General features: G+C 70.4%; 11 protein-coding genes. 4 read left to right on the top strand and 7 right to left on the bottom strand.

What is annotated here, in order from left to right:
* Positions 1–40 precede the first annotated feature (40 nt).
* Positions 41–8,674 carry a putative Ig domain-containing protein gene (locus BJY16_RS48730; protein ID WP_185043917.1) on the bottom strand — a complete coding sequence of 2,878 codons (8,634 nt, stop codon included), beginning with the start codon at positions 8,672–8,674 and terminating at the stop codon, positions 41–43.
* A gap of 402 nt (positions 8,675–9,076) precedes the next feature.
* Between BJY16_RS48730 and BJY16_RS35450 the strand changes: the two genes are divergently transcribed.
* Positions 9,077–9,754, top strand: coding sequence for a hypothetical protein (locus tag BJY16_RS35450; protein WP_185043916.1), 678 nt, complete (start codon positions 9,077–9,079; stop codon positions 9,752–9,754).
* Here the strand turns inward: BJY16_RS35450 and BJY16_RS35445 are convergent.
* Both BJY16_RS35445 and BJY16_RS35440 read right to left on the bottom strand, forming a co-directional pair.
* Entirely contained in the window at positions 9,751–10,299 is a 549-nt protein-coding gene (locus BJY16_RS35445; protein WP_185043915.1) for an SMI1/KNR4 family protein, read from the bottom strand. The genes BJY16_RS35450 and BJY16_RS35445 overlap by 4 nt on opposite strands.
* A 776-nt stretch (positions 10,300–11,075) precedes the next feature.
* Entirely contained in the window at positions 11,076–11,771 is a 696-nt protein-coding gene (locus BJY16_RS35440; RefSeq protein ID WP_203759144.1) for a TetR/AcrR family transcriptional regulator C-terminal domain-containing protein, read from the bottom strand.
* A gap of 161 nt (positions 11,772–11,932) precedes the next feature.
* On the opposite strand from BJY16_RS35440, the gene BJY16_RS35435 reads away from it, so the two are divergent.
* Positions 11,933–12,235: a hypothetical protein gene (locus BJY16_RS35435; protein ID WP_185043913.1), complete on the top strand. Its 303-nt coding sequence runs from the start codon at positions 11,933–11,935 to the stop codon at positions 12,233–12,235.
* A complete protein-coding gene (locus tag BJY16_RS35430) occupies positions 12,232–12,831 on the top strand; it encodes a DivIVA domain-containing protein (RefSeq protein ID WP_185043912.1) in 600 nt (199 codons plus the stop codon). Before BJY16_RS35435 ends, BJY16_RS35430 begins: the two co-directional genes overlap by 4 nt.
* 37 nt (positions 12,832–12,868) lie before the next feature.
* On the opposite strand, the gene BJY16_RS35425 is transcribed toward BJY16_RS35430, so the two are convergent.
* The 4 genes from BJY16_RS35425 to BJY16_RS35410 are packed head-to-tail and all read right to left on the bottom strand — an operon-like array spanning position 12,869 to position 16,197.
* Positions 12,869–13,798 carry a S1 family peptidase gene (locus BJY16_RS35425; protein ID WP_239177771.1) on the bottom strand — a complete coding sequence of 310 codons (930 nt, stop codon included), beginning with the start codon at positions 13,796–13,798 and terminating at the stop codon, positions 12,869–12,871.
* A gap of 41 nt (positions 13,799–13,839) precedes the next feature.
* Positions 13,840–14,409, bottom strand: a complete 570-nt coding sequence (locus tag BJY16_RS35420) for a DUF1349 domain-containing protein (RefSeq protein WP_185043910.1) — start codon at positions 14,407–14,409, stop codon at positions 13,840–13,842.
* Positions 14,410–14,428: 19 nt separating this feature from the next.
* Positions 14,429–15,085, bottom strand: coding sequence for a response regulator (locus BJY16_RS35415; RefSeq protein ID WP_185043909.1), 657 nt, complete (start codon positions 15,083–15,085; stop codon positions 14,429–14,431).
* Positions 15,085–16,197, bottom strand: a complete 1,113-nt coding sequence (locus BJY16_RS35410) for a sensor histidine kinase (RefSeq protein ID WP_239177769.1) — start codon at positions 16,195–16,197, stop codon at positions 15,085–15,087. Before BJY16_RS35410 ends, BJY16_RS35415 begins: the two co-directional genes overlap by 1 nt.
* 110 nt (positions 16,198–16,307) lie before the next feature.
* On the opposite strand from BJY16_RS35410, the gene BJY16_RS35405 reads away from it, so the two are divergent.
* Positions 16,308–17,669, top strand: coding sequence for a nitrilase-related carbon-nitrogen hydrolase (locus BJY16_RS35405; RefSeq protein ID WP_185043907.1), 1,362 nt, complete (start codon positions 16,308–16,310; stop codon positions 17,667–17,669).
* Positions 17,670–17,697: the final 28 nt, after the last annotated feature.

Genomic DNA, 17,697 nt, shown 5'->3' with positions numbered 1-17,697 from the left:
GTCGGTGGCCCCGGGGCACCTCATTTCAGGTGGTGCGAGGTCAGGCCGGTGGCGGCAGGACGCCGACCTTCAGCCGATAGTTCATCGGACTGTCGTAAGTGCTGATATACAACGCGTACCGACCGGCGGGAAGCGGCTCCGTCTGCCCGTCGGAGCACTTACCGGAGGCCACCTCGTCGAAGTACTCGTAACCCCACACGCTGTGCGTCGCGAATCGTCCGAGGTTCCAGGTGAGCCCGTGGTCTGCCCAGGCCGGGTCGGAGGCCGCCGGGCACTCCGGCACCGTCACGTACAGACGCTGCCCCGCGGCCACGTCGAACTCGTACAGGTCGTTCCCGGTTCCCGGCTCGATGGTGCCGGCACCCGCCCGGGGCACACCGGCGCTGATGGCCACCGGCAGTGACACCGCGAACTTCTGCTCCGGCAGCGTCTTGATCTTCAGCCGGTAGGTGCCCGCCCGCTCCTCGTACGATCTGACAGTGATCGTGTACTCGCCGGCTTCCATCCACATGCCGTCGATGTTGAGCGACTGTCCGTGGCCGCACGAGCCCAGCAGGCTGCCGCCGACCGCGTCAGCGACCCGGTACTCGAAGGCGGGGTCGTCGGTGCATTGTCCGGCGTCGACGTACAGGTACTGCGGACTGTCCAGCGTGAAGTGGTACTCGTCGACGGCCCTCTTGTCCTCGAGGACGCCGGCGCCCGCACCGGGCACACCGCTGCTGATCTCCGTGGGCAGCGAGATGTCGAACTTCTGCGCGGCGGGAATCGGCACGAGGGCCGCCGTGTAGGCGCCGGTTCCGGACCAGGACTCCGCCCGCAGGCGGTACTTGCCGGCCGGCAACACGGGGGTGCGCTCGTCGCGGCAGCCCATCGGCGGCGCGGCCTCGTCGCCCGCCTCGTCCAGCAGGAAGAACTGGGGAATGGTGGTGGGACAGTCCACGTCGAAGTAGAGCGCCTGCGCGGCCGGGAGCACGAACTGGTACTCGTCGACCGAGGCCAGCGTCTCCATGTTGCCGGCACCGAGGGCGGGCACATCGTCGGAGATGTGCACGGGGAACGCCACCTCGAACGTCTGCTTCGGCGGAATCACGAACAGGTCGAACGCGTAGATGTCCGCCTGGTTGTTCGCGGTGAACTGCAGTTGGTAGGAGCCTGGCTGGACCCGGGTGAAGGTCTGGTCCTCATAGCACCGGCCCCCACCGAGCACAGCACCGGTGGCGGTGTTGGTCAGGCGGACGTCCGGTCCCCAGGCGGCACATCCCTGGCTGACGAATCGCAGGGTCTGCTCCTCGGCGAGCGTGAACCGGTACTGGTCGCGCGAGACCGCGTCCTCGATCACACCCGAGCCGGCACCCACACTCCGCGGCGGAGCGGCCCACCCCGGCTCCGGTCCGGTGACACCCAGCGGCAGTGTCACGTGGAACACCTGCGGCGGGCTCTGCTTGATTCGTACCTGATAGGTCGTGACCTTGTTGGTGGGAGAGTCAACGACCAGCCGGTAGCGGCCCGCGAACAGCGCCTTGGTCAGCTTGCTGCAGGTGCTCGGCGTCTCCACCATGGCACCGGTGGCGTCGTCGACGAGCGTCCAGACCACCTGGTCGAGGCACCCGCGGTTGGCGGTCGTCACGTCGATGTACACCTCCTGTGCCTCACTGAGGGTGAACCGGTACTCGTCGGACGACGATCGCGCCTCGAGGTTGCCGGCTCCGGCAGCGGGAGCGCCGTCGGCCACCGAGATCGGCAACGACACGTCGAAGAGTTGGGCGGGCGGCACCACGTAGATCTCCACGCCGTACGGGCCGGTCCGGTTGGTGTCGAGTACCGAGCTCACCACCAGGCGGTAGGTGCCGGCGGGGAGTCGCTTCGTGCGATCCGTCGCGGAGCTTGCGAGGGCGGTGACCTCACCGGTGGTCGTGTTGACGATCTCCCGCTTGGGGCAGTAGGAGTCGGCGCACTGCATGGTGACCACGAGCGCGCTCGTTTCCTGCAGCGTGAAACGGTATTGATCCACCGACGCCTTGGTCTCGAGGTTGCCGGCGCCGTTGCCGGTCTGCTGGCCGGCTTTCACCAGCAGCGGCAGGGTCACGTCGAACTGTTGCGCCGCCGGGGCGACGAAGGCGGAGATCACGTAGGGGCCGCTGTGGTCGCCGGGCGCACCGACGATCAAGCGGTAGGTGCCCGCGGCGAGCGGCTGCGTCCGCGCGTCTCCGCACCCACCGTGCGCGACGGCCGTCCCGGTCGCCTCGGCGAGGAGCTGCCATTCCAGGTACGTCTGGTCCACACAGTAGAGCGGGTCGATGTAGAGCTCCTCGCCCTGCTGGACGGTGAACCGATACTCGTCACGCACGCCCGATGCCTCCAGGTAGCCGGCACCCGAGACGCCGACGCTTCCGGGAGCCGTGAGCGGGAGGCGTGTCTCGAAGACCTGCGGCGGGATGGCGGTGACGTGCAGAGCGACGTTGTCGATGCCGAAGCCCTGGTTCGCCAGTCCATCGACGCCGGTGGCCGTGAAGACCGCCTCAAGCTGGCTGAGCATGTGGCTCAGCGGCACCGTGACGCGGTGCACCGCGAACGGTTGACCGTTGCCGAGGGTGCCGGTGCGTTGCGGCGCGACGGTGGCGTCGAACGCCTTGGTCCACACCTCCTTGCGGTCGATCTGGAGGGCGACCTTCTCGGTGTCCGCGTCGTGGTACCAGTCACCGATGGTGATCACGTCGAACGAGAGGCTGCCCTGCAGGTGAGCCGGGAGCTGTTGGGCAAAGAAGCGGTACGACGCGTTGCGGCCGCTGAACGGACCGGCGAAGGACGTCGTGGCCGCATCGGTGGTCAGGGTCGTCGGCGCCAGGTTCGAGGGCAGGGTGGCGGCCTCGAAGTCGAAGCCGAGGTCACCCGCCGCGTTTACGTTCGCGGCCCGCGGATCGATGGCGACCTCCTTACGCTGGGCGGCCATGGCGGCGAACTCGGCGTTGCCGGTGAGCACAACATCCACCACACAGGCCTCGAACTGCGGGCCCGGCGTGACACCGTGAGCCGTGCAGGTCTCGGTGCCGGCCGCCACCTCGGACGCCGTCAGCGAATTGATCGTGACGACATTCTTGGGGTACGTCTTGTCGGTGAAGGTCGCGGTGCTCTGCCCAGCCTTGTAGGTGAACAGGGACGACTCGGCGGCGATCCGCCACGAGTCGGCGTAGGTGCCGTGCAGAACGGAGGCCGGCGTGTCGGCCCGCAGCTGGGTGCCGTCGCGGAGCTTGAGATCGTTCTGCGGATCCTTGTCCCCGTTGCCCAACAGACCTCGCAGGTCCGCATCGGCGGGAACGGACAAGCCGATGCCGGCCGTCATCCCCGGCGACCAGGCCAGGACCGGGCCGTCGCCGGTGGAGCCCCAGGCGATTACATAGCGACCGCCGGTACGCCGCACGGTGGCGTCCCCGCCCAGGTCGACCAGGTGCTCGCCGGGCAGCGTGAAGTCCTTGCCGTCCAGGCGCATGCCGCCGGCAGCGGTGAACTCGACTCGGTGACCGTTGACCATCGTGGCCATCGATTCCAGGCCGGACCAGGTCTCGCCCATCGGCGTGAACCGGGTCTGGATCCGCAGGCCGTACTTCGCGGAGGACGCGAAGTCGAACTCACCGACCGACTGCAGGTCGTAGTGCAGGCCGTCGAGCGTGGTGAGGTGCGGGTCGCCGTAGATGTTGATCGGGGGCAGAGGAATCTCGGGAAGGGTCTCGCCGTCGGTGAACGACTCGTCGGTGTCCGGGTCGACGATCGGCAGGGGCGCGAGGGGGTCGAGGTCGGGGCCCGCCATCGGTGGCATGTCGGCGCACGGGGCACAGGTCTCGGGCGCGTTCTTGATGCTGACGTAGAACTCGTCCTGGCTGAGGATGCGGTTCTTCTGATAGAAGACGCCGAGCGCGTTGCCGGTGGCGCTGTTGTGGTCCCGCTTGACCGGCCGTGCGGCCCAGGTCGCGTACGTGATGTCGTCGATGGTGCCGGGGCCCGTTCCGGGAACCGGGGTGTTCACCTTCTTGTCGTCGACGAAGGGCGCGGCCTGATAGGTGGAGTTGAACGGGATCTCGTCGCAGTCGTACTCGGTGCCGTTCGGGCCGGTCGAGTACGGCTTGTTGCCGTTCTGCCGCCGGCATTCCGCCCGGACCTTGCTCCGCGAGCGCTGCTCGTAGACGTTTCGCGTCATCGGCTCGATCGGCCGGTGCTGAGCGCTGCCGGGAATGTAGACACCCGGCACCGGGTTCTTCTTCACCTTGTCCAGGTAGTAGTAGGCCAGGTAGAAGAAGTGCACCGACTCCTGCTGCGTCGGGCCGGCGTAGTCGTACTCCATGTAGCCGGGAACCGCGCTGAAGACACAGCCGCCAGTGTTGTTCTGGGCGATGTACTGGGCGGTGTCACAGCGGAAGATGGTGGGCTGGCCCTTGCCGAGAAGAGGAATCGCGTCCTCGAGCGAGGGCAGCGGATTGGTAACCTGGACGTACGCGCTGAAGGTCGACACCTTGGGGTCCGTGCTCAGTGTCTTCTTCCTCAGCTTGGAGAACTTGTTGTCCGACCAGCCCGTGGATCCGGTCGTCAAGCCTTCGGTGCGCTGATGGTAATCGCTGTCGATCTTCCAGATGGACAGCGGCACAGTGCGACCGGGGCTCCCGGCACACGAGCCGCCGTCCGACGTTTGAGCCTCGCAGACCATCTGCACGTTGAGGGGCGAGATGGCCTGCAGCGCTTCCGCTCCTTCGATTTGTTTCATTTTGTCGATGCGCGTGTACCAGTCGATGTAACGGCCTGAGGTCGCGGCCTCCCCGACCACAGTCAATCGGTACTCGGTAATGCCGATCCGCTTGCAGCGGCCGGTCCGGAGGTCGCACTCCTTCTGTTCGTATACGGCATCATCATTCACCTGGCAGGCGTAAAAGCGACCGTCGTAGTACCAGTTGGGCCCGTCTGAGTTGTTCTTCTTCGCTTCTTCGTGCCGGTCCTGGCACCTTTGGAACCTTCTGTCACCGGCGCTGGGCGTAGCGGCGATCCCAACCCGCCCCTCGGCGGCCACCTCGGATTCCGGTGCCCCGGCGGGCTTCACCGCCCCCGGCAATTTCGCGTTGCTCTTAACCTGGGAAATCACCTCAGCAAGGGACTCGACCGGTACCGCGATGCGCTGGAGGTAGTCTTCAAGGCTTTCCCCCTCATTGCGCGCCGGGCCGGGCTGGAAGTCCAGGGTGGATTCATCCCCGACCGGCGGCAACTGTGCGTCCGCTCCGCGGATCTCGACCTCGTCGGTCATGGTCCACGCGCTACCCCCGTCGAGTTCCACCTTGACGTAACGGGCGGTGAGGTCCAGGCCGACGGCCCGGTAGGTGACGATCTGGGTGGCGCTGCTGACGTTGGGCCGGTCGAGGTAAGCGGCCTTGGCAAAGGTAACGCCATCGGCGGAGGTCAGGTAGGTGACGCTCGGCGGCAGCATGGTGAAGTCGCTGGTCACCTGGAACCAGCTGCTGTTGATCTCGGTAATTGGCCGGGCCGTGCCGAGATCGACGGTGAAGGAGTAAACGCTGACGTTGTCGCGACCTTGCCAGGCCGGACCGTAGAGCGCGGTGCCGTGCACGCCATCGGTCAGCGAGACGTGACCGGTGTCCGGGTAGGTCGCGCTCGCGGCGACACTGGCCGCGTAAGGACAGCCGGGCGCACCCTCCGCCGCCTCGCAGCGGGCGAAGTTGACTGGTGCTAACGGCAGCGCGTCGGTGGTGACGCTCGCCGGCATGCTCAGCCCGGAGTCGCGTCCGTCGGCGTCAACCGCCTTGACCTGGTAACGATAGGTGGTGGCACCCTCGAGCTGCCGGTCGATGAAACCCGGGTACCAGCCGGTGACGGCCACCAGCTCGTCGTTGCGGTAGAGCTGGTAACCGGTCGCACCGGGCACCGCCACCCACGCCAAGTGCACCGTCTGCGCACCCTCCGCCCGGGCCGACATCTGCGCCGGCACGCCGAGGACGACCTGGTAGGTGAAGGTGACGCTGTTGGTGCGGCCGACGGTGTCGGTGGCGGTGACCGTGGCACTGGTGGATCCCGCGGCCATCGGGGTGCCGGTCACAACGCCAGTCTGCGCGTCGATGGCCAATCCGGCGGGCAGACCGGAAGCCGACCACGTGTACGGGCTGGCGCCGCCGGTGGCGCCGACGGTCAGGGAGACGGTTCCGCCTGTCACGGCCTGCTGAGGGCCCGGATCGGTCACGATGACCGGCCCGCTGACGGTCCAGGCGAAGGTGACGGCGCTCATCCGGCCGACGGCGTCGGTGCTCTTGACGACCACCGTACGAGGAGCGTCCGCGGTGGTCGGCGTGCCGGTGACGACACCGGTCTGCGCGTTGATCATCAGACCGGTCGGCAGGCCGGTCGCGGTCCAAGCGTACGGGCTGGTACCACCCCTGGCGACGATCGTCTTCGAGACCGCGGTGCCGGTGCTGCTGTCCTGGGCGCCGGGGTTGTCGAGGATGAGCGGGGCGCCGACGGCCCAGGTGAAGGTGACGCTGTCGGTACGGCTGCCGGTGTCGGCAACGGTCACGGTGACGCTGTTGCTGCCGGCGGTGGTCGGCGTACCGGTGACGGCACCGGTCTGCGCGTTGATCATCAGACCGGCCGGCAGACCGGTCGCCGCCCAGGTGTAGGAGCCGGTACCGCCGGTGGCGGCCAGCGTCTTGGACACCGCCTCACCGGTGGTGGCGTTCTGCGTACCGGGGTTGGTGGCCTGCAACCGGGCCACCACAGCCCAGGTGAAGGTGGTGCTGCTGGTCCGGCCGGCGGCGTCGGTGACGGTGACCGAGGCGCTGGTGGAGCCCGCGGTGGTCGGGGTGCCGCTGACCACACCGGTCTGCACGTTGATCATCAGACCGGCCGGCAGGCCGGTTGCCGCCCAGGTGTACGGGCCGGCACCACCCTTGGCGGTGACCGTCTTGGCGACAGCGGTACCGGTGGTCCCGGTCTGGGCGCCTGGGTTGTCGACGGCGAGGGGCGCGCTGACCGTCCAGGCGAAGGCGACGTTGTGGGTGCGCCCGGCCGTGTCGGTGACGGTGACCGAGGCGCTGGTGGAGCCGGCGGTGGTCGGGGTGCCGGTGACGGCACCGGTCTGCGCGTTGATCATCAGACCGGCCGGCAGACCGGTCGCGGTCCAGCTGTATGAACCCGTGCCGCCGGCAGCGGTCAGCGTCTTGGACACCGCTGCACCCGTGGTGGAGTACTGCGCGCCCGGGTTCGTGGCCTGCAACGGAGCGGTGACCGCCCAGGTGAAGGCGACGCTCTTGGCGATCAGTTTGGCGTCCGTGACGGTCACGGTGACATTGCTGCTACCCGCGGCGGTCGGCGTGCCGGTGACGACACCGGTCTGCGCGTTGATCATCAGACCGGCCGGCAGACCGGTCGCCGTCCACTGATACGGAGTGGTGCCGGCCGTTGCGGAGATTGTCTTGGAGACCGCGGTTCCGGTCGTGCCGGCCTGTGCGCCCGGCGTGGTGACCGTCGCACCGGGTCCGGTGTTCCAGGTGAAGGTGACACTACCGGCCACGGCGGCGGCATCCGTCGCGGTGATCTTGGTGGTGTACGTCGCGGTGGCGGTGGGAGTACCGGTGATCGCTCCGGTGGTGGCGTTGATGGTCAGGCCGGCGGGCAGGCCGGTCGCGCTCCACTTGTAGGGAGCGGTACCGCCCCGGGCGGCGTGCGCCAGGGAGACGGCGGTGCCGGTGGCACTGCCCCGGCTGGGGACGCTGTCGACGAACACACCGGTGGCCCAGGTGAATGAGACGCTCTGCGGAATCGCCTTCGCGTCGGTCGCGGTCACCGTCGCCGTGGTCGTTCCGGCAGTGGCGGGAGTCCCGCTGATGGTCCCTGTGCCGATGTCGATGCTCAGTCCCGCGGGCAGACCGGTCGCGCTCCACTTGTAGGGGGCGGTGCCGCCGGTCGCGGTGACGGGCACGGTCGTCGCGATCAGGGTGGGGCTGCTCTGGTTACCCGGACTGGTCACCACCGGGGCCGGCCCCACGTTGAGGGTGAAGGGGGCGCTGCCGGCGACTTTCGCGGTATCGGTGGCATTGACCGTCACGGTGTAACTGCCCGCGGTCGTGGCAGTGCCGGCGATGACACCGGTGGTGGCGTTGATGGTCAGGCCGGCGGGCAGGCCGGTCGCGCTCCACGTGTACGGCGTGGTGCCGCCGGCAGCTTTCATCGGCAGACTGGCGGCCGTCCCGGTGGCGACGCCCTGCATTCCGGGATTGGTCACGAGTACGCCGGTCGCCCAGGGGAACGACACGCTGTGGCTGAGTTTCGCCCCGTCGGTCACCTTCACCGTGGAGGTGACCGTGCCCGCGCTCGTCGGGGTACCGGAGATGACACCGGTGGTGGCGTTGATGGTCAGGCCGACGGGCAGGCCCGTTGCCGACCACGCGAACGGCGTGGTGCCTCCGGTCAACTTCATCGCCAGCGACAGCGCCACCTTTGACGGGCTGGACTGGGCACCAGGGCTGGTGATCACCGGGGCGGTTGCCGCGTGCGCCGCGGGCACCGCCACGAACGTCGTCAGTAGCGTGGCGACACACCACGCCACCCATGTCGTCGAACGACGACCGATGGTGGACGCCATCGGCTGTGCCGAACCGCGGGCCCGATGCCCGACGTGAGCCGCCATGAAATGGTCCTCCTGCAGGTTATGAACCCGCAAAGAGTCCGCTATGCCAGATTCGCCCAGCTACCGGGAAACGGACGGTCGCTGCCCTCGAACTGGTCCACGCGCGCCGGCAAAGGCGACCGATGTCTGTCCGCCGTTCGGGGGGTCAGGATCTGAAGGAATCGCCTCGTGCGCCACAGGATCCTCGTCGAGACTCACCGGTCCCTCCCGTTATTGCCCACCGGCAACCAGTGGGCAATACCGCAGAGCGAAAGGCTCAACCGTACGGTCGTAGCGGTGCCGGGTCTGGAAGACCGGCGTTCTGCAAGATGGAAAGCGGCTCGACAAACCTGAAGCCGGCCTTGCCGGCGTCCGATAGGGGACGGTCAGCCGGCGGGGAGATGTGGGAAAGGGGCGCTGCTCATGCCGAGCCGCAGACGGGACGCGATCCGCCGTGGCATGTCGCTTGGTCTGCTCGTAGTTCTGCTGGCCGGCGCTGCCGGTGTCGGCTGGTGGATGACAAGCACCCGAGAGCAGATCCGCCGCGAGGTTACCGGTCTGGCCGAGACCATCCCCGCCGTCCAGAACATCATGACCGTCCCCCACGACCTCTTCCTCCTCCCCGACATGCGGGGGCTGGATCCCGCCGCCCGAGCAGCTGCCGACCAGCGCCTTGCGGAATTCGAGAACAGGGCATCGGTCTATCAGGCCTTCGAGGCGCTGGACGCCGCCGAATTGACCTTCGAGGAACGCGCGCTCCGGAAACCGCTGCGACTGGCCGTCGACGACTACTACGCCGCCAGCAGCAAGGCGGCCGAGTTCGACCGCCAGAACACCGGTACCGGCGGCCTGACGGCGCGTAACCCTTGGCAAAGCATTCGCCGGGACCACGGTGAACAGGTTCGCGAGCTGTCTGATCGGCTACTGGTCTCGCTCGAGGCTCGTAACGCCGCGCTGAACACCGATCTCAGGGTTGCCGGTGTCGTCGGCAGGGTGGCCTTCGCCGTGGCGGCCGTACTGACCGTGCTGACCGGTGTCCTGGTCGTCCGCTGGGTGCTGCGGCGCCGCTCGGCCGGCCGGGAAAAGCCACACCGGCCCTAATCCGCCAGGTCGGCGTCTTCCCACTCCACGCCACCGTCGACCAGCTCGTAGGTGCACCCCAGCAACGGCGTACGGTCCGCCAGCGCGGCACGCAGCTCGGAGTACAAGTCCGCCAGGCTCGACCAGGAATCGCCCTCGCCGCTCTCCGGGTCCCAGGTGAAGACCCGTCCCCGGTCCGGGCTGTCGCCATGGTCGACCAGCACGTAGGCGCCACCACGGTCGGCGGCGACGGGAACCCACCGGTCGCTCCACTCGTCGCGAGCGTATGCCGCGGCGCTCGCGTTGAGCCGCCGGGCATCAGCCGCGATGGACTCGGCACTGAGCATCCAGAACGTCGGCACCAGCTCGAAGCCTCCGGAGTCCTCCTCCGTGCCGTTGTGCCAGCGCAGGGCGGCGCCGACCTCGGGCACCAGCGGAAATCCGAGGGCTGCTTCGAGCGCACCGAGCTGGTCCGGCGTGGCCGGCGGATTCACCATCGCATGCGTACGCGGAGCATGGCGCGCCAGCCAGCCCTCGAGGTCCGAAAGCACCGCCACCACCGACATGACCTACCTCCTCAAACCGTCCGCGAGGACCCAGATCATGGCGAAACGGTCCCTACGCACGTGAGAATAAGGCCCTCACTCTCCCCTCACATGTCGTTCCCGCCGGTCCCCGGGTGAGGACCGTGGTGAACGCGGCCCGGACGCGGTCGCGCAACCAGATGTGTGCCGGGTCGGTGTCGTAGCGCTGGTGCCAACAGCAGACGATCGGCGGAGCCGGCAGCTTGACCGGCAGCGGCACGGCGACCAGGCCAAACGCCCGGATCAGCGGCTGCCAGGTCAACTCCGGGCCGAGGCGGCGGGCGCATACATCGCCCCCGAGTATCGGGCCACAGCGACCCTCCCGGGTACGCCACCTTTGCGTACATCGGGCCGGTATGGATCGTCGACCCGTGGAGGCTCGGAGGCAACTGGCAGATCAACCAGACCAAGATCTGAGTCGCGACGGCGGCGCCTGTGTTCCGCAAGGGCAGGCGTCGCCGGTGCCGCGGCAGGCGCTCGCACAGCAGCGATCCATTGGTGAGCACCTTCGTCCCCGATCGTGAGCGCTTTGGTCGCTGACGTCAATGGTGGCGACCTCGCCGGTCTCTTCGGTGAGCACCGACCAATCGGCACACCGTGAATTTGATGGCTCCAGAGCAACACCGGACGAGACCATCTGATCTAGGCCGGCGTCCTTCACGCGAGCGTCACGCAGGTCCGCTTCGCGGTGCCGGATTGACGGTCTGGCCGCCGCGCAGGGGCCGATTGCCCCCGGTCCGGGGCCTCCCTGCGGCAGGTCAGGCTTTCGCGCGGGCTTCGACGGCGTCGAGGATCAAGCCCAGGATGGTCTCGAACTGGTCGTCGTCGTCGGCCTGGGCCAGGTACGGGGCCACGGCGGCCAGGTCCGGATAGCGAGTGGGGGAGGCGGCCAGGTATTCCCGGCCCCAGGCCAGTCGGTCACCTTCGCGGGAGGTGTTCTCCAGCGCGGCGGTGGCCGCCTCGTAGGAGGAGACGGCGAGTGCCGCGTCGACCAGGGCCCGGTAGTAGCGGGCCGCGTCCCGGTCGTCGAAGCCGGCGACGCGCAGGGCCCGGATGACGGTGTCCGCGCCCTGGAAGGCGGCGGCCCGCCGGGAGACGCGGGTGGCGGTGAGCGCGGCGAGCGCCGGATGGGCGAGGCAGACGGATCGGATCCGGCGAGCCAGGGCCTCCAGGGTGGGCCGCCAGTGCGCGTCCGGGACGAAACCGTCCATGGCGCGTTCGATCAGCCGTTCGGCGAGGCCGAGCAGGATCTCGTCCTTGCTGGAGAAGTGACGGAGCACCGCGGTGTGGTTGGCACCGAGTTCGGTGCCGAGGCGACGCAGGGTGAGAGCGTCCGGCCCGTGTTCCTCGACGATGGCGAGCGCGGTGTCGAGGATCAGCGCCTGGTTGAGCGACGTGGACGGCGGGCGGCCGCGCCGGGCCTTGGCAGGGGCTTCCGCCGCGGGTTCCGTCATGTCGGACATCTTACGGAAGCGGAAGCGCTCCCAGGTTTCCCCTCGTCAGCGGCGTGAACATGAGTACTTCTCAGATACGGGCGTGGCCGTTACTATTTCCCCGCCATTACGAACCACTGGTGACAACGCCGGTTCGAAATAGTTCCGGAGCTGAGAAGGTCATGTCCGACATCGAGGACCCACCGACATTGCGCATCGGCGGGTGGATCCCGCCGTACGTTCCGCGCGAGCCCGCACGCGCCGCACTGCCCACCCCCGAGCCGTCCGAGACCCGCCTGGCTCGCCGCGGCCGGGAACGCGCCGCAGAGCGCCACCGCCTGCCGCACGTCGGGCTGCTGGCGTACGCCTCGGCCTGCGTGCTCGTCCTGCTGGCCTACGCCGCCGCCGTCCTGCTCGTGCTCCGCACCGACGCCGAGCGGACACCCGCCCCCGCTCGCTCCGCCCGTGGAATGGACGCCCCGTGACCTTCGACCCGTCCGAGATGCGCGAGATCGAATTCCGCCGGCCCCCGCTGGGCAAACGCGGCTACGCCGAGGACGAGGTGAACGCCTTCCTGCTGCGGGCGCACGAGGAGTTCGTCCGGCTGATCGAGGAGAACCGGGAGATGCGGCAACGGCTCTACCGGGATGACCTCACCGCCGAAATCGACCGGCTCAGCGCCGAGCAGGCAACCGCCGAACAACGCGCCGCCGGGATCCGCGCCGAACTCGACCGGCTGCGCGGCGAGACCGCACAGGAACCGGCGCTCATCAACGACCGGTTCGTCGCGATGGCCCGGCGCACCGGCGACGAGTACGTCCGCGACGCCCGGGAAGAGGCGGAGAAACTGCTGACCAATACCGTGGAACGCGCCGAGCGGCTGCTCAGCGAGGCGAGCCTGCGAGCCTCCACGATCGACAGCGATGCGCGCCACCGTCACGCCCGGGAGATCAACAGCCTGACCGGGCAGCGTGCCGCCGCGATCCGCGAGATCAACGAACTCGACGAGTATGCCCGCGCCTACCGCGACCGCCTCTCTCAGCTGATGACCGCCCGGCTGACCGAACTGCTCGAACCGTAGGGAGTGACGAGGTCGGAGCGCGGCGCGGCGCCCGGCGCTACCGGCGGCGGCGCCGGGTCCCGCCACGGCGATGACTGCCGCCGCCGGAGGCCGCCAGCCGCCCGAAGCCGGCCGCGATCAGCAGCGTCACCGCGCCCGCCCCGACGTATTTCCAGGACGCCGGGATGCCGGTCGGCCCGGGCGGGGTGGCCACCGGCGTCGCCGACCGTGCGCCCGGCTTGGGTTTCGGCTTCGGCTTGGCGGCGGGGGAGGCCTCCTTGCCGATCACCGAGCGGACCCAGCCGGCCACCGCGTCCACCCGCCCGGCCTGGTCGGCCCCGGTGTGCGGGCAGTCCGGCCCGTGGCTGACCACGCCGACCACGGTGGCCGTGCCGTCGTCGGCGACGGTGAAGTACGGCCCTCCGGAGTCGTGCTCGCACGGGCTGGTGGTCCGTTGCGGCTGCACCCCGGACATCCCGATCTCCAGCTTGCTGACCGAGGTCACCTGGAACACCCCGGTGCGCGGGCGGTCCGGCGTCTCGGTGGTCCCGGCCCGGAGCAACCCGTACCCGACCAGCCGCACGCTCGTCCCGACCTGCGGCGCGTCCCGGCTTAGCCGCAGCGGCGTCACGTCGGTGATCGGCACGTCGAGCTTGGCCAGCGCCACGTCCGCGGTCCCGCTCTGCCGCACCGCGATCACCCGGGCGGTCCGCTTGCTCCCGGCCACGGTCGCCACCGTCTTGCGGGCCACCGGCCGGGCGACCCGCCTGCCGTCGACGTCCCGGAAGCAGTGCGCGGCGGTCAGCACCCAGCGTGGCGCGACCAGGCCGCCGGAGCACGAGCTGTCCCGGGTCCCGCCGCCCTTCACCGGGATGTCGTAATCGGTCAGCTTCACCGCGAAGCCGTACCGGCCGTCGGGCACCGTCGCGCCGTTCGCGATCGCCTGTGCCGGCGGCGCCGAGCAGCTCAGCAGCAGCCACGTGACCACCGAGAGGAGAACGCCGAGACACCCCCGCATGCCGGCGCGCCCTATTCGAGCCCGTCGCGGGGGATCGGCTCGCCGACCCGGAAGCCGCGGAACGCCACCTCCAGCCCGGCCCGCTCCGGCGAGCAGCACATCAGCCCGACCTGGACGGTCTCCGGCAGGTCCAGGCGCCCGAGCCGGACCAGCTCCCAGCCGCCGGCGCCGTCGCCGCGGTGCACGCAGACCGCGTCGCCGAACCGGGTGAGCCGCAGTGTCATGGTCCCGTCGTGGCCGGGCAGCGGCAGCACCGACAGGTCGGACTCGTCACGGGTCAGCACGGTGCTCAGCTGCACCGCCCCGGAGGTCACCTCGAGCCCGGTCTTGAGCCAGGTCCGCGCGTCGGCGCGGAGCATCAGCCCGGCCTGGTCGAAGCGCGCCGAGTGGCCGGCCGCCACGGTCACCTCGGCGGTGAAGTCGCCGCTGACCGGCCGGTGGTAGAAGTGACCGTTGTCGGTCACATAGCCGTAGAACGTCTTCCGCCAGAAGTCCGTTTCGAGCCCGGTCACCACCCGGACCTCGCCGTCCTGATCGGACCACTGCGGCGGCTCGTTGAGCCAGGACATCCCCGTCGGCATGACGCCACTCTATGCGTGATCATGGCGAGCCGGGGGTCACCAGCCCTGACTCATAGGCGACCATCACCGCCTGGGCGCGGTCACGCAGGCCCAGCTTGGCGAAGAGATTGCCGACATGGGTCTTCACCGTGTGCTCGCTCAGGTGGTGGTGCGCGGCGATCTCCGCGTTGGACAGTCCGCCGGCGATCAGCCGCAGCACGTCGGTCTCCCGCGCGGTCAGCCCGGTCACCGCCGCGGCCAGGGCCGGATCGGGGCGGCCCCGCCGGTGCAGCTCGCCGAGCACCCGGGCGGTCACCGCCGGAGCGAGCAGCGCCTCGCCGCCGGCCACCACCCGGACGGCCCGGACCAGCTCGGCCCGCGGCACGTCCTTGAGCAGGAAGCCGCTGGCCCCGGCGCGCAGCACCGCGTACAGGTACTCGTCGGTGTCGAACATGGTCAGCGCCAGCACCCGGCTGACGGTCCGCTCGCACACCTGGCGGGTCGCCGCGACGCCGTCCAGGATCGGCATCCGCATGTCCATCAGCACCACGTCCGGCGCGTGCTCGACCGCGGCCCGGACCGCCGCCGCCCCGTCCGCGGCCTCGGCCACCACCTCGATGTCCGGCTCGGCGCCCAGGATGGTGGCGAACCCGGCCCGGAACAGGTCCTGGTCGTCGGCGAGCACCACGCGCAGCATCACGCCCCCGCCGCCGGGAGGGTCGCGGCGACCGGGAGAGGCCCGGCCGGCAGGGTCGCCGACACCGCGAAGCCGCCGTCGACCGCCCCGGCGCGCAGCGAGCCGCCGCACGCCTGGGCGCGCTCCCGCATCCCGACGATCCCGTAGCCGGGCGGGCCGACCGCAGCCGGCCCGCACCCGTCGTCGGTGATCGACACGGTCAGCGACGAGGCGAGATAGTCCAGCGCGACCCGGACGGTGCCGGCCCGGGCGTGCCGCAGCACGTTGGTCAGCGCCTCCTGGACGATCCGGTAGGCGGCCACCCCGACGTCGGCGGGCGGCGTGAACGGCGTGCCGGCCACGGTCAGCTCGGCCGCCAGGCCGGTGGCGCGCACCCGGTCCAGCAGGGCCGGCAGCTGCGCCAGGCCGGGCTGGTCGAGCGGCCGGTCGGCGGGTTCGCGCAGGCCGGCGACCGCCCGCCGGAGCTGCCCGACCGCGTCGCGGCCGGTGGCCGCGATCGCCGCGAAGGCCGCGTCGGCCCGATCCGGGTCCGTGCGGACGACCAACGGCCCCGCCTCGGCCTGCACCACGATCACCCCCAGCGCGTGCGTCACGATGTCGTGCAGGTCCCGCGCGATCCGGGTCCGTTCGCGCAGCACGGCCGCCGCCCGTTCCCCGGCCAGCCGCAGCTCCCGTTCGGCCAGCGCCGACTCCCGGTCCCGGCGGGCCCGGACGCTGGTGCCCAGTGCGTACGCGAAGATGAAAGCGACCGCGAGATAGCGCAGCACCTCGACGTCGGGCTTGGGGAAGAGCACCGACACCAGCAGCCCGGCCGCGGTGACCGCGATGCCGAGCAGGCGCAGCCGCAGCGAGGCGCGCGCCGCGAAGGTGTAGAGGCAGACCAGCGGCCCGACCGGCAGCAGCGGCGGCGCGCCGAGCGAGGCCGAGAGCGTGGTCGCCACTCCGACGGTCAGGCTGACCGGGACCAGGGCCCGCTCCCGCCAGAGCACCGGCACCGACGAGGCCAGCGCGAGCGGCAGCACCCACCCCGCGTCCGGCCCGCCGGCCAGGGCGGGCAGCACGGTCGCGACGACCGCGGCCAGGGTGACGGCGAGATTGACGGACCGCTTCACGCGGGCAGTATCGACCGTGGTCCGGGTCCGCCGCCTCCCTCCACGGGACCAGATCGGATTCCTTCGGTACGGCGATCCGCCGTCCCGCCCCGCCCCGCAGGCTCGGTCCCATGTCGACGATCGTTGCCGCCGCACTCAGCGGCCTGCTCTGGCTCGCCGGGTCCGGCCTGCACCCGGTCCCCGCGCTGACCTGGCTCGCCCCGCTGCCACTCCTGCTGCTCGCCGTACCGAGAAAGGCTCTGACCGCGACCCTGGTCGCCTGGCCGATCGGGCAGCTGGGGCTGGCCGGATACTTCATCCGCACACTCCAGATCCCGCTGCCGGTGGTGATCGCGTTCGTGCTCTACGGCACCGCGCTGGCCGCCGGGACCGTCGTCCTCGCCGTCACGCTGCTGCGGCGCGGCCGGACCGGGACCGCCGTCCTCGCCGCCCCGGCCCTGTGGGTCCTCGGCGAATACCTCGTGACGCTGGCGCTGCCGAACGGGGCGTGGTGGAGTCTCGCCTACACCCAGGCCGACGTCCGCCCGGTCGTCCAGCTGACCGCGCTCACCGGCGTGTGGGGCGTCAGTTACCTGCTGGTCGCCGTCCCGATCGGGCTGGCCGCCCTGCGCACCCGGCCGAAGCCGGCGCTCGCCTGCCTGCTGGCGCTGGCCGTCACGGCCGGCGGCTGGGCCACCTGGTCGCTGACCCGGGTGCCGGACGCGGCCGCGGAGCTGCGGGTCGGGCTGGTCGCGCTGGAACAGCCGGAGGACGGGATGCCGCTCGGCGAGGCGGCCGGGCGGGAGCTGCTGGCCCGCTACGTCGCGCGGGTGGAGTCGCTGGCCGAGCGCGGCGCCAGGATCGTCGTGCTGCCGGAGAAGGTGTTCGGGGTGGACTCGCCGGCGGCGCTGGCCGAGGCGTTCCGGCCGGTCACCGCGCGGGGCGTCCAGGTGGTGGCCGGGGCGGTGCAGGGGCAGCGGAACGTGGCGTTCGTGCTGGGCGGGACGGTCCGGACGTACACCAAACAGCATGTGATCAAGGGCCTGGAGGACTGGATCACGCCGGGTGACCGGGACCTGATCGTCGACGGGCGGTACGGGGTGGCGATCTGCAAGGACCTCGACTTCCCCGAGCTGGTCCGGGGCTACCGCGCGCGGGGCGCCACGATGATGCTGGTGCCGGCGCTCGACTTCACCGGGGACGGGTGGCTGCACAGCCGGATGGCGGTGGTGCGCGGCGTGGAGAGCGGGACGACCGTGGTGCGGGCCGCGGGCTTCGGGCGGCTGACGGTCAGCGACCCGACCGGCCGGGTGCTCGGCGAGGCCACGGCCGGCGACGCGGACCTGCTGGTCACGGTGACGCCGTCGGCTCGGGGGACGGTCTATGGCCGTACCGGGAACTGGTTCGTGCTCCTGTCCGTGCTGCTGCTCGTGACGGCGGTGGTGCGGGCGGCGTACCGGAAACCGGCGATCGCGGCCACCGCGGACCGGTGAGTTCCGGGCGGCCCGTGGGTCTGTATCC

The sequence above is a fragment of the Actinoplanes octamycinicus genome, assembly GCF_014205225.1.
Lineage (GTDB): Bacteria > Actinomycetota > Actinomycetes > Mycobacteriales > Micromonosporaceae > Actinoplanes > Actinoplanes octamycinicus.
The sequence above is the reverse complement of the archived record's forward strand: the minus strand, read 5'-3'. Positions and strand labels throughout refer to the sequence as shown.

Excerpts from the sequence above, each read along its gene's own strand:
- BJY16_RS35445 (WP_185043915.1), bottom strand. The coding sequence starts at position 10,299 with ATGTCGGTGGTGGCGGTGCTTTCGGACCTCGAGGGCTGGCTGGCGCGC.
- BJY16_RS35435 (WP_185043913.1), top strand. The coding sequence starts at position 11,933 with ATGTCCGACATCGAGGACCCACCGACATTGCGCATCGGCGGGTGGATC.
- BJY16_RS35440 (WP_203759144.1), bottom strand. The coding sequence starts at position 11,771 with ATGACGGAACCCGCGGCGGAAGCCCCTGCCAAGGCCCGGCGCGGCCGC.
- BJY16_RS48730 (WP_185043917.1), bottom strand. The coding sequence starts at position 8,674 with ATGGCGGCTCACGTCGGGCATCGGGCCCGCGGTTCGGCACAGCCGATG.
- BJY16_RS35420 (WP_185043910.1), bottom strand. The coding sequence starts at position 14,409 with ATGCCGACGGGGATGTCCTGGCTCAACGAGCCGCCGCAGTGGTCCGAT.
- BJY16_RS35405 (WP_185043907.1), top strand. The coding sequence starts at position 16,308 with ATGTCGACGATCGTTGCCGCCGCACTCAGCGGCCTGCTCTGGCTCGCC.
- BJY16_RS35450 (WP_185043916.1), top strand. The coding sequence starts at position 9,077 with ATGCCGAGCCGCAGACGGGACGCGATCCGCCGTGGCATGTCGCTTGGT.
- BJY16_RS35415 (WP_185043909.1), bottom strand. The coding sequence starts at position 15,085 with ATGCTGCGCGTGGTGCTCGCCGACGACCAGGACCTGTTCCGGGCCGGG.